Source organism: Streptomyces caelestis (assembly GCF_014205255.1).
In the GTDB taxonomy this organism is placed as follows: Bacteria; Actinomycetota; Actinomycetes; order Streptomycetales; family Streptomycetaceae; genus Streptomyces; species Streptomyces caelestis.
The window spans coordinates 5574208-5586143 of sequence record NZ_JACHNE010000001.1 but is presented as its reverse complement, the minus strand read 5'-3'; the positions used below and the strand labels follow the sequence as shown (position 1 = coordinate 5586143).

General features: G+C 72.3%; 7 protein-coding genes and 3 pseudogenes. 6 read left to right on the top strand and 4 right to left on the bottom strand.

Going from position 1 to position 11936, the window contains the following annotated elements; translation table 11 throughout:
* Positions 1-44 precede the first annotated feature (44 nt).
* Together HDA41_RS25695 and HDA41_RS25690 are read left to right on the top strand one after the other, a co-directional pair.
* Entirely contained in the window at positions 45-467 is a 423-nt protein-coding gene (locus HDA41_RS25695; RefSeq protein ID WP_184987586.1) for an SCO4983 family protein, read from the top strand.
* A 154-nt stretch (positions 468-621) separates the two neighbouring features.
* Positions 622-857: pseudogene (locus tag HDA41_RS25690) on the top strand (hypothetical protein); the annotation flags it as partial.
* An 86-nt stretch (positions 858-943) separates the two neighbouring features.
* On the opposite strand, the gene HDA41_RS25685 reads toward HDA41_RS25690, so the two are convergent.
* Positions 944-2773, bottom strand: a complete 1830-nt coding sequence (locus HDA41_RS25685) for a phosphoenolpyruvate carboxykinase (GTP) (RefSeq protein ID WP_184987584.1) — start codon at positions 2771-2773, stop codon at positions 944-946.
* A 326-nt stretch (positions 2774-3099) separates the two neighbouring features.
* On the opposite strand from HDA41_RS25685, the gene trhA reads away from it, so the two are divergent.
* From trhA to HDA41_RS25670, 3 genes are all read left to right on the top strand, one after another.
* Entirely contained in the window at positions 3100-3813 is a 714-nt protein-coding gene (gene trhA, locus HDA41_RS25680; RefSeq protein WP_184987582.1) for a PAQR family membrane homeostasis protein TrhA, read from the top strand.
* Between the two features lie 101 nt (positions 3814-3914).
* Positions 3915-4535, top strand: a complete 621-nt coding sequence (locus tag HDA41_RS25675; RefSeq protein ID WP_184987580.1) for a TetR/AcrR family transcriptional regulator — start codon at positions 3915-3917, stop codon at positions 4533-4535.
* A 33-nt stretch (positions 4536-4568) separates the two neighbouring features.
* Positions 4569-5294 carry a Mut7-C RNAse domain-containing protein gene (locus tag HDA41_RS25670; protein ID WP_184987578.1) on the top strand — a complete coding sequence of 242 codons (726 nt, stop codon included), beginning with the start codon at positions 4569-4571 and terminating at the stop codon, positions 5292-5294.
* On the opposite strand, the pseudogene HDA41_RS25665 reads toward HDA41_RS25670, so the two are convergent.
* The 3 genes and pseudogenes from HDA41_RS25665 to HDA41_RS25660 form a co-directional block, all read right to left on the bottom strand.
* Positions 5291-5827 (bottom strand): annotated as a pseudogene (locus tag HDA41_RS25665) (galactose oxidase early set domain-containing protein); the annotation flags it as partial. The gene HDA41_RS25670 and the pseudogene HDA41_RS25665 sit on opposite strands and share 4 nt — an antisense overlap.
* 58 nt (positions 5828-5885) lie before the next feature.
* Positions 5886-6296 (bottom strand): annotated as a pseudogene (locus HDA41_RS41540) (glycosyltransferase); the annotation flags it as partial.
* Between the two features lie 92 nt (positions 6297-6388).
* Positions 6389-8422, bottom strand: coding sequence for a thioredoxin domain-containing protein (locus tag HDA41_RS25660; RefSeq protein ID WP_184987576.1), 2034 nt, complete (start codon positions 8420-8422; stop codon positions 6389-6391).
* Positions 8423-8660: 238 nt separating this feature from the next.
* Between HDA41_RS25660 and HDA41_RS25655 the strand changes: the two genes are divergently transcribed.
* Positions 8661-11861 carry a tetratricopeptide repeat protein gene (locus HDA41_RS25655; protein WP_184987574.1) on the top strand — a complete coding sequence of 1067 codons (3201 nt, stop codon included), beginning with the start codon at positions 8661-8663 and terminating at the stop codon, positions 11859-11861.
* Positions 11862-11936 lie beyond the last annotated feature (75 nt).

The following is an 11936-nucleotide window of genomic DNA, read 5'->3' as shown; positions in this document are numbered from 1 at the left end:
TCTAAGCTAGGATGGCTTCCTGTAAGGACTCAGGAGGCCCTCCCATGTACGAACCGATCCGCACCAAGTCGGTCCACAGCACGGTGGACGGCCCCAACCCGGACTTCCCCCACCGTTCCCGCGAGGAAGAGCTGGACATCCAGCTCGCGGGCCATCTCGCCGCCCTGCTCGCCGTCACGGACGAGCTGCGTGCGACGGAGGCCTCGGCCGACCTGGACACCGCGGCGGAGCGGCTCGCGGAGCAGGTGGGCCGGCTGCGCGGAGGGCGTGCGCCGGTCCGCGCGCCGATGAGCGGCACCCGCCGCGAGCGCAGCGCGACTGCCCTGCACCAGCGGGCGCACGCCCTGGCCGGCCGCGCGCTGGTCGTCGCCGCCTCCCGCGCCGACACGGCGGCCGCCATCCTGGCCGCCGAGCGGATGGACGCGCACGCCGCGGCCCTGGACCCGCGCGAACTCGCGTCCCGCTGAGCCCCCCGAGGGGGCTCCCCGAACGGCCCCGGTCCGCGCGCACCCGCAGCGACGCGCGGACCGGGCGCCACTCACCCCTTCGTGAGGATCCTCGGTAACCCCTTTGTGAGGCCCGTCGGGTACCGCGCCCGGGGCTCTCCATTCCTGTTGCCTACCGGAACAGCGTCAGCTGGAGCGTCAGCTGTGGACCGGCTGCGCGAGGAGGCCGAGCGCCTGGCGGCGGGCCTGCGCGAGACCGAGGCCCGCCGCCAGGAGTCCGTCACCCGGTATCTGGAGGACCGGGGTGGCCCGGCGGCCGGCGGGTTCGGCGTCTGGCGTACACCGTCGCCGACGTGCCGTGAGCACGACGAAGGCAGGGGCCCGCACGCCGTCGTGCGAACCCCTGCCTGAAGGTGGTGCTGTCACCGCGGCCGGCCGTGACGATGTTGCTGGTCAGGGCACGATCGGAGCCGGCCGCGGCGTCGGTGGGGGCTGTCTCAGCCCAGGCGCTGCACCAGCGCGCGGTACTCGTCCCACAGCTCCTTGGGCGTGTGGTCGCCGAAGGTGTTGAGGTGCTCGGGGATCAGGGCGGCCTCCTCGCGCCAGACCTCCTTGTCGACCGTGAGCAGGAAGTCGAGCTCGGAGCCGGAGAGCTCCAGGCCTTCGGTGTCGAGGGCGTCCTTCGCCGGCAGGATGCCGATCGGCGTCTCGACGCCCTCCGCCGTGCCCTCCAGGCGCCCGACGATCCACTTCAGGACGCGGGAGTTCTCACCGAAGCCGGGCCAGACGAACTTGCCCTCGTCGTCCTTGCGGAACCAGTTGACGTAGTAGATCTTCGGCAGCTTGGACTGGTCCTTGTCCTTGGCCACGTCGATCCAGTGGGCCATGTAGTCGCCCATGTTGTAGCCGCAGAACGGCAGCATCGCGAACGGGTCGCGGCGCAGCTCGCCGACCTTGCCCTCGGCGGCGGCGGTCTTCTCGGAGGCCACGTTGGCGCCGAGGAAGACGCCGTGGTTCCAGTCGAAGGACTCCGTCACCAGCGGTACGGCGGTGGCGCGGCGGCCGCCGAAGAGGATCGCCGAGATCGGCACGCCCTTGGGGTCCTCCCACTCCGGCGCGATGATCGGGCACTGGGCGGCGGGGACGGTGAAGCGGGCGTTCGGGTGCGCGGCCGGCGTCTGCGACTCGGGCGTCCAGTCGTTGCCCTTCCAGTCCGTGAGGTGGGCGGGCGGCTCCTCGGTCATGCCCTCCCACCAGACGTCGCCGTCGTCCGTCAGCGCCACGTTGGTGAAGACCGCGTTGCCCCAGAGCGTCTTCATCGCGTTGGCGTTGGTGTGCTCGCCGGTGCCGGGCGCGACACCGAAGAAGCCCGCCTCGGGGTTGATGGCGTACAGCCGGCCGTCCTCGCCGAAGCGCATCCAGGCGATGTCGTCGCCGATGGTCTCGACCGTCCAGCCGGGGATGGTCGGCTCCAGCATGGCGAGGTTGGTCTTGCCGCAGGCGCTCGGGAAGGCCGCCGCCACGTACTTGGACTCGCCGCGCGGCGGGGTGAGCTTGAGGACGAGCATGTGCTCGGCCAGCCAGCCCTCGTCACGCGCCATCACGGAGGCGATGCGCAGGGCGTAGCACTTCTTGCCGAGCAGGGCGTTGCCGCCGTAGCCGGAGCCGTAGGACCAGATCTCGCGGTCCTCGGGGAAGTGCGAGATGTACTTGGTCGTGTTGCAGGGCCAGGGGACGTCCTGCTGGCCGGGCTCCAGCGGGGCGCCGAGGGTGTGCACGGCCTTGACGAAGAAGCCGTCGTCACCGAGCTCGTCCAGGACCGCCTGGCCCATGCGGGTCATGGTGCGCATGGAGACGGCGACGTACGCCGAGTCGGTGATCTCCACGCCGAGCGCGGACAGCGGCGAGCCGAGCGGGCCCATGCAGAAGGGCACGACGTACATCGTCCGGCCGCGCATCGAGCCGCGGAACAGGCCGCCCTGGCCCCCGGAGCCCTGGAAGATCTCCCGCATCTCGGCGGGGGCCTTCCAGTGGTTGGTCGGGCCCGCGTCCTCCTCCTTCTCGGAGCAGATGAACGTCCGGTCCTCCACGCGGGCGACGTCGGTAGGGTCGGAGGCCGCGTAGTAGGAGTGGGGGCGCTTGATCGGGTCGAGTTTCCGGACGGTGCCCTTCTGGACGAGCTCCTCGCACAGTCGCTCGTACTCGGCCTCGGATCCGTCGCACCAGACCACGTTGTCCGGCTGGGTCAGCTCGGCGATCTCGCTGACCCACGAGATCAGGCCCTGATGGGTGGTGGGGACGGTGGGAGCCGCGATGTCGCGCGCCACGATTGCTCCTAAATGAGGGATTTTTTGATGTGGAGGCCCCGTGGGGGCTGCGACCCGGATGCTTCACGGTGAAACTTGGCGCTCATCCGGTGCCGACCGCACTCATTTGATCATCCGACGCGCGCGCCCATCTGTCCAGAGGAGCGCACAGGTGAGCAACGTGAGGATCGCCACGGTTTCTCGCACCCCCTTTGCATGCACGTTGCGTTCACCTGACGGTCCGTTTGCGTAACCATCGTTCGGCCACCATGAGAGGATGGCCACTCTTCATCGGCCGATCGACCTGGCCGATAGGTCACTTACGGTTCCGTAGCTACCATTCGGACATGACTGCGTTCGCCCCCGACGCGCCTTCGGACACGCCGGCCGACGGCCGTGGTCCCACGGCGCTTCCCCTGCCGCACCCGGTGAAGCCCAAGCTGCGCGGCTGGATTCACCTCGGTATGTTCCCGGCCGTCCTCGTCGCGGGTCTGGTGCTGACCGCCCTCGCGGACTCGACCAGAGGGCGCATCGCCTGCGGGATCTTCGCACTGACGGCGTGCCTGCTGTTCGGTGTGAGCGCGCTGTACCACCGGGGCGACTGGAGTCCGCGCATGGACGGCGTCCTGCGCCGACTGGATCACGCCAACATCTTTCTGATCATCGCGGGCACCTACACACCGCTGGCCATGCTGCTCCTGCCGGGCGCCAAGGGCGAGTGGCTGCTGTGGGGCATCTGGGCCGCGGCGGCGGCCGGCATCCTGTTCCGCGTCTTCTGGGTCGGCGCCCCGCGCTGGCTCTACACGCCGTGCTACATCGCGATGGGCTGGGCGGCCGTCTTCTACCTGCCGGACTTCATGCGGACCGGCGGCGTCGCCGTCCTCGTCCTCGTCATCGTGGGCGGCTTGCTCTACAGCGCGGGCGGCGTGATCTACGGCATCCAGCGGCCCAACCCCTCACCGCGCTGGTTCGGCTTCCACGAGGTGTTCCACTCCCTCACCCTGGCGGCCTTCATCGCGCACTACGTGGGCATCTCGCTGGTGGCGTACCAGCACGGCTAGAACGCTCGACCTTCCCGGCCACGGCTTTCGAGCCGTGGCCGTTTTCGTTGCACCCGAGGCCAAATTGACAGTGAATGGTGATTGACAGTTACTGTCGTTTCATGGCTACTGGCACCTCCGCCGACCGGCCCCCACTGGGACTCCGGGAGCGAAAGAAGATCAAGACCCGCCAGGCGATCCGCGCCGCGACCTACGCGCTGATCGAGGAGCAGGGGTACGACGCCACGACGATCGAGCAGATCGCCGACCGGGCCGAGGTGTCGCCGTCGACCGTCTTCCGGTACTTCCCGACCAAGGAGGACATCGTCGTCACCGACGAGTGGGGCCCGGTGATGCCGGCGGAGCTGCGGGCCCGGCCGGAGGACGAGTCGTGGGCCGACGTCCTGCGGCACGTGATGCGCACGGCCCTCGACCTGAGCCTCGCCGAGGAACCCGAGGTGACCCGGCTGCGGGCCCGGCTCGGGGCGGAGGTCCCCGCCGTCCGCGCCCGCATGAGGGAGAGCATGGCGGCGACCGGCCGGCTGCTGCGCGAGGCCCTCGCCGAGCGCTCCGGGCTCGACCCCGGCAGCCTGGAGCTACGGGTCTTCGCCATGTCCGTGATGGGCGGGCTGATGGAGGTCTCCCACTACTGGGCCGAGACCGGCCACCGGGACGACGTCCGGGAGCTCGTCGACCGTGCCCTGGACGTCCTGGAACACGGCCTGCCGACCGGAAAACCCTGAGGCCGGCGCCCCCCGCCGTGACATCCTGACCGGGTGAACGGTCCCGAGATCCGCGTCGAGTTCGCCCCCGAGCTGCACGTGTTCGTCCCCCAGGCCCGGCGGGCGGGCGCCCTGCGGGCCACCACGGACGGCGTCTCCAGCCTGGGCCATGTCGTCGAGTCGCTGGGGGTGCCGCTGACCGAGGTGGGCGCCCTGGTCGTGGACGGCCACGAGGTGCCCGTCTCGCACGTCCCGGCGGCCGGCGAGTCGGTGACCGTACGGACCGTGGCCCGCCCCCAGCGGGTGCCGGGCGCTCCCCTGTGCTTCCTCCTCGACGTCCACCTCGGCACGCTGGCCCGTCGGCTGCGGCTGCTCGGTGTGGACACGGCCTACGAGTCGACCGACATCGGCGACCCCGCGCTCGCGGCGCGTTCGGCGGCCGAGCAGAGGGTCATGCTGAGCCGCGACCGGGGGTTGCTGCGGCGCCGCGAGCTGTGGGCGGGGGCGTTCGTCTACAGCACCCGTCCGGAGGAGCAGCTCCGGGACGTCCTGGACCGCTTCCAGCCCGAACTGCGGCCCTGGACACGGTGCACGGCCTGCAACGGACTGCTCCGCCAGGCGACCAAGGACGAAGTCGCCGACCAGCTCAAGCACGGCACGCACGCGACGTACGACGTGTTCGCGCAGTGCACGAAATGCGGCCGGGCGTACTGGAAGGGCGCGCACCACGAGCAGTTGGAGGCCATCGTGGAGCGCGCCCTCGCCGAGTTCGGAAGCTAGCCCGTCCTCGTACCTCCCGTACCGCAGGCCATCCCGTCCCCGGCGCGGTCCAGGCCCAGCGGGTCGTCCCTGCCGTTGACCTTCAGACGGCCGTAGTCGTTCACCTTCAGCCACTTGCAACGGTCCGCCGTCGACTTCTTCACCTGCTCCGGGAAACCGGTCGGCACGCAGACGTTGATCGAGCCGCAGTGCCGGTCGCAGCCGGAGATCGTCGGGCTGACCTTCTGCGAGGTGCGCTTCTTGCCGGGCCCCGCGACCCTGCCCTCGGGCGAGTGCGCGAAGTCGTGGACATGCGCCGAGGCGTCCGTCGCCGTGAGGGCCTGCGGGCCCTGGAGGCGCACCCACTTCGCCACCGACGGCACCCCGTTCGCGTCCACCGCGAAGAGCATGTACCAGCCGGGGGCCAGGTTGGGGTTGCTCGTCACGTTCAGGTCGACGGTGGTGCCGTCGACGGACAGCGGCAGGTCCACGAACCGCTGGTTCGGGTCGGAGGAGTACGTGACGGCGGCCGGGCGGATCAGCTCGGCGCCTGGCTCAGGCTGCCTCCGGGAGCAGCGCTCCCGGAGGTCTTACGCCCTCGGCACCAGTCGGGTTGAGACCAATCCAGCCGCGCGGCATCGTCTTCGCACCGCCGGGTCCAGGTCGGCCTTGTGGAACCAGATGACACCGAGCCCCGGCCGGTAGCCATGCTGCACGAGGTCGAGCAGAGGGCGTCGTCGACCAGCACGCGGGAGCGTTCCGGGTGCTCGACCTCGGTGGCCAGCCACTGGGACGCGGCCTTGTAGGGGGCGTTGGCGTCGGTGGTGACGGCGGTGCGGGCGCCGTCGTACCAGTGCGGTACGACGTAGCGCCGGCGGCGAGGGCGAGGACCGTGGCGAGCGCGTACCGGCCCACGCTGACGTACCGTTTCTCCGCCTCGGAGCGCCAGCGGCTCAGCACGGCGTGGGCGACGGAGGCGGTTCCTCCGGCGAGGACGAGCGCGAGGAACGGCAGGGCCTGGACTTGCCGGCGCCGGAGAGCCGGACTCCGGGACACCCGCAAGTGAAGCCTGGGGACTGTTCAGACAGAAAGCGTGTTTCCGTTGATTCCCGACTTCAGTCACTCAACACCGCACGCAGCCTTTCGACTTCAATCGTCGGGGCGTCGCAAGTGAAGTTACGGCAGACGTACGCGGCCGGTTCACCGCCGACCAGCGGACGGTCCGCGAGCAGCGGAAACTCGTCGCTCCCGGGGGCGCCGACGGCGACGACCGCGCCGGGCGCGGTGCCCAGCAGTGCCGTGCGGTGCAGGGTCCGCGTGCCCTCGTGGTCGAGCGAAGGTCCCACGATCGCGACCTCGCGCGGCCCGTCCAGCGCGGCCTCCGCGGCGGCGAGCCCCCAGCCGATGAAACGGGGCACGCGCGGCCCGAGCGCCTTGACGACGCCGAGGGCCTTCTCCGCGGCGGTGCGGTGGGGCTCGGACCCGGTGTGCGCGGCGTAGCCGAGCAGGGCGCTCGCCGCGGCGGTCCAGCCGGACGGGGCAGCGTTGTCGGTCGGGTCCTGCGGGCGGCGGATCAGCCGCTCGGCGTCGGAGGCGGTGTCGAACAGGGCGCCCGACTCCTCGTCCGTGAAGCGGGCCAGGACGTGGTCGAGCAGGAACCCCGCGAACTCCAGCCAGACGCCCTCCCCGGTGACGGACGCCAGCGCGAGGAAGCCCTCCGCCACGTCGGCGTAGTCCTCCAGGACGCCCGCGTTGGCGCCGGCGTGGCCGTCCTTGCTGGTGCGGGTGAGCCGGGCCTGCTCGTCGAGGTGCACCCGGACCAGGAGGTCGGCGGCGGCGAGGGCGGCCTCGACGAGGTCGGGCCGGTCGAAGTAGGCGCCGGTCTCGGCGAGCGCGGCGATCGCGAGCCCGTTCCAGGCGGCGACGACCTTGTCGTCCCGGCCGGGGGCGGGACGCCCGGCCCGCTTCGCCAGCAGCCGCTCCCGGATGGAGGCGATCTTCCCCGCGTCGAACAGGCCGTCCTGCTGCGGCAGTTGGAGGACGGACTGGCCGTGCTCGAAGGTGCCCTCCTCGGTCACGCCGAAGTACCGGACCGCGAGTTCGGCGTCCTGTTCGCCGAGCGCCTCACGCAGCTGCTCCGGCGTCCACACGTAGTACGCGCCCTCGACGTGCTTCCCCGTTCCGTCGTCGCTGTCGGCGTCCAGCGCGGAGGCGAACCCGCCCTCGTTCGTGCGCAGTTCGCGCACCATGAAGTCGGCGGTCTCCAGGGCGACCCGGCGGGCGAGTTCCGAGCCGGTGGCGCGCCAGAGGTGGGCGTAGACCCGGCACAGCAGGGCGTTGTCGTACAGCATCTTCTCGAAGTGCGGCACGATCCAGTCGCGGTCGACGGAGTAGCGGGCGAAGCCGCCACCGAGCTGGTCGTAGATGCCGCCGCGGGCCATGCGCTCGCAGGTGTCCCGCGCCATCTGCAGGGCGCCCTCGGAGCCGGTGCGGGCGTGGTGGCGCAGGAGGAACTCCAGCACCATGGACGGCGGGAACTTCGGCGCCCCGCCGAATCCGCCGCGCTCCGGGTCGTACTCCCGGGTGAGCGCGAGCAGCGCCTGCGCGAGCTCCTGCTCGCCGGGGGTCTGGGCGTCGCCGTAGGAGATCTCCCGCCCGGCCAGGTCCCGGACGATCTTCCCGGCGACCTCGGTGACCTCGTCCCGCCGCTCCTCCCAGGCCTGGTGGACGCCCTGGAGCACCTGCCGGAAGGACGGCATGCCCTGGCGGGGGGCGGGCGGGAAATAGGTGCCGAAGTAGAACGGCTCGGCGTCCGGGGTGAGGAAGACGGTCATGGGCCAGCCGCCGTGGCCGGTCGCCGCCTGTACGGCCTCCATGTAGACCGCGTCGACGTCCGGGCGCTCCTCGCGGTCGACCTTCACGCTCACGTAGTGCGCGTTGAGGTACTCGGCGGTCTCCTGGTCCTCGAAGGACTCGTGTGCCATGACGTGACACCAGTGACAGCTGCTGTAGCCGATGCTGAGCAGCACGGGCACGTTCCGCTTGCGGGCCTCCTCGAAGGCCTCGGCCGACCAGGGCCACCAGTCGACGGGGTTGTCGGCGTGCTGAAGGAGGTAGGGGGACGTCTCGTGCGCCAGTCGGTTCGGCATGGTGTCCATCCTGCCGCAGTACCCCGCCCGGCACGCGGCAGGCGTCGCGCGGGCGCCGCTCCCGGCGCACGCTCGACGGGCGCGCCGTACGCCAACGGGCCCGTGTCTTCACACCATCGGGCCGGGCACGCCCCCTCGCCCCGATGCGCCGTCGGCAGCACACTTGACCAAGGAAACGACCGAGGGATCGACCGGGTGACTAGCGAGCACGCCGTTGCCGCCGGAGGGGGACGTGTACATGCAGGACAGTCATCGGGCGGAGGCCGAGCGGCTGTTGGCACGGGCCGTGGAGGAGGAGGTACGCCGCACGGGCGGGCGCACGGACGGGAAGGTGCTGCTCGCGCGGGCGCGCGGGGCGCTCGACGCGATGGCGCAGAGCGCTGCCGAGGAGTACGAGGCCTACACCCGCGCCCTGGACGAGGCGGCGGCCGGGCAGCTCACCTTCGGACAGCGCTACGCCCGGGAGGGCGGCGGGACACCGCTGCTGGTGGCCGGGGTCGCGGCGGTCGCGGCGGTCGTCGCCGACATGGCCCTCGGCACGAGTACCGGGACGGCGCTGGGCGCGGGCGTGACCGTGGGGGTCGTGGGCGCCGCGGCGACCGTCGTGAAGGTCGTCGGCTCGCATCTGCCGGCCGCACACCGCCGGGCCGGCGCCGCGAGCCAGCCGGGCGGACCCGAACAGCTGCGGCTGCAGTGGCTGACGGCACTGGAGGTGCGGGGTATCCGGCCGTTCCTGGACCAGCAGCGGGTGCTCGCCGCCTCCACGGGGCCGAAGAAGACCGGGCCGCGGCTGCGGGGCGCCGACAAGAGCGCCGCGGCGCGCGGGCGCAACGTGCTGGAGCAGTCCTTCGCGCAGCTCCCGGAACCGGCGGAGCCGTTCGCGGGGCGGCGGCACGAGCTGGCGCAGATCAGGCAGTGGGTGCAGGCGGCCCGGGCTAGCACGGAGACCCAGCCGACGGTGGTCGTCCTGCACGGCACGCCCGGCAGCGGCCGCACGAGCCTCGCGGTGCACGCCACGCACGATCTGAAGGACTACTTCCGCGGCGCCTGCGTCGTCGACCTGCGCGCCGACAGCCCGGGCGAGTCCCCCTTGTCGACGCGTGACGCCCTGCTGCATCTGCTCAACCGGCTGGGCGCGCCCCGCGAGCAACTGCTGTTCCGCGAGCGCTCCTCCCCCGACCAGCAGGTCAAGCGGCTGAGCGAGCTGTACCACCAGCATCTGACGGGTCTGCCGGTCACGGTCGTCCTGGACGACGCCTCGGACGCCGAGCAGATGCGTGCCCTGGTCCCGGAGCGGTCCGACAGCCTGGTGCTGGTGACCGCGCGGGGCCCGCTGGAGCTGGGAGAGCTGCCCGCGCGGGTGCACCAGCTGGCGGTGGAGCCGCTGGACGCGGCCGGTGCGGAGGAACTGCTGGGCGCGGCGGCGCAGGACCGTTCCGGTCCCTACGACGCCGAGTCCGCCGACCGGGTCCGGGAGCTGTGCGGCGGGCTGCCGCTGGCGCTGCGCATCGCGGGCTCCTGCCTCGGCCCGCGCTCCCCGCGCGCGCTGGCCACGGACCTCGCCGCGTACGGCCCGGTCGAGCCGGTCGAGCGCGCTCTGTGGCTGCGCTACACCGATCAGCCCGAGCCGGTCCGGCGGCTGCTGCGCCGCCTGGCCCTGGCCGGCCGGGCCTCGCTGGGCGCCGCCGCGGCCGCGGCGCTGCTGGCCACCGACGAGGCGGAGGCGAAACGCCATCTCCGGGCCCTGACCCGCGCGGGCCTGATCGACCACGTCCGGGGCGACCGCTACCGGCTGCACGACCTGGTCCGCGCCTTCGCCCAGGCCCGGCTCCTCGACGAGGAGGAACCGGCCGAGCGCACGGCGGCCCAGGAACGGCTGATCGTGAACTACGCCGAGCTGGCCGACTCGGTGCTGCGCATGGTCGACGGCAACATGTCGACCCGCACGAACCGCTTCAACCCGTACGGCTTTCCCTCCCTCGACGAGGCGCTGCGCTGGCTGGACGACGAGTCGAGCTTCATCACGGCGGCGCTGCGGCACGCCGAGGGCGTGAACCAGGCGGCGGTCCTGAACCTCCTGGGCGCCCTGTGCGACTACTGCCTGCTGCGCGGCGACCTCTACCGCCTGGGCGAGATCAGCGAGCTGGCCCAGGCGGTGGACGAGGGCCTGCTGGTCCGCTCGGTGCAGTGGCGCACCGGCATCGCGGCCCGGCAGCTGGGCGAACTGGACAAGGCCCGCACCACCCTGACCTCGGTCGTGGACCTCTACCGGGAGGCGCATCACGACGCCGGTGCCGCCCGCGCCCTGTGCTCCCTCGGCATCACCCTGCACCACCAGGGCAATCTGACGGAGGCGTCGGCGAAGCTCCGCGAGGCCCTGGCCCTCCAGTCCTCCCCCGAGCTGGCGACGGACCGGGCCTGGACGATGCACGCCCTGGCGGCGGTGGAGCGGGACCGCGCCCGGCTGGCCGAGGCGCTGGAGCTGCTCACCGAGTCGCTGGTGCTGCACCGCGCCGGCGAGTCCGTGCACGGCCAGGCGTGGGCCCACTTCCAGCTCGGCCAGCTCGGCCTGCGCATGGGCGACGTCCCGCGCGCCGAGTCCGAGCTGCGCGCGGCTCTGGAGCTGTACGGCCGCACCCGCGACGCCCGCGGCGAGGCCTGGGCCCTGACCCAGCTGGCCCGCGCCCGGCTGGTCGCCGGTGACGCGTCCCCGGCCATGGAGGAACTGCGCGGGGCAGCCGCCCGGCACCGTGAGAACGAGGACGCGCGCGGCGAGGCGTGGACGCTGTACTACCTCGGCCAGGCCCTGGAGGAGACGGGCAACCTGGACCAGGCGGTCCGCGAACTGGAACGCTCCCGCACGATGTTCTCCCGCATGCGGGACGTCTACGGCCTGGCCTGCGCCCGCCACCACTCGGCGCGCGTCACCCGCGACCAGCGCGCGGCCCAGACGGGCTCCCTGCGCAACTCGGGCTTCGCGCGCCAGCTCCTGGTGGACGCCCGCGCCGACTTCCAGCGCATCGGCGTCGCCCACGGCGAGGCGTGGACCTGCCTGGAACTGGCGATCGTGGACGCGGGCAACGCCCGCACCCAGCAGGCGCTGAAGCTGTGCGACGAGGCGGCGGACCTCTTCACCTCGTACGGCGACCGCCGGGGCGAGGACTGGGCCCGCTTCCTGCGCTGCACGCTGCTGCCGTACGCGGCCCCCGGCGGCCTGGAGGTCGGCACCGCCGTGGCCCAGGAGGAACTGGCCCAGCTGTCCCGCGCGAGCCATCCGTTGCGCGACCAGAAGCTGGACGACTACCTCGACGCCTACGCCCTGCTGCTGGAACGCGGCGTGACCCTGGAGGCCGGCTGGCAGGCCTGGCGCCTGGGCATGGTGCCGAACCGGCATGCGCGGGAGGTCATGGGGGTGGCTGTGGAGTCGTCGAAGGCGTAGGGCACGCGACACCCGTCGGCGGCGTGCGGCCACCGACGGGTTTCCCCCCGGGGAGAGACGGTCGCCCCGGGAGGG

Coding starts and splice junctions, on each gene's coding strand:
- trhA (WP_184987582.1), top strand. CDS start 3,100: ATGACTGCGTTCGCCCCCGACGCGCCTTCGGACACGCCGGCCGACGGC.
- HDA41_RS25660 (WP_184987576.1), bottom strand. CDS start 8,422: ATGCCGAACCGACTGGCGCACGAGACGTCCCCCTACCTCCTTCAGCAC.
- HDA41_RS25655 (WP_184987574.1), top strand. CDS start 8,661: ATGCAGGACAGTCATCGGGCGGAGGCCGAGCGGCTGTTGGCACGGGCC.
- HDA41_RS25695 (WP_184987586.1), top strand. CDS start 45: ATGTACGAACCGATCCGCACCAAGTCGGTCCACAGCACGGTGGACGGC.
- HDA41_RS25675 (WP_184987580.1), top strand. CDS start 3,915: ATGGCTACTGGCACCTCCGCCGACCGGCCCCCACTGGGACTCCGGGAG.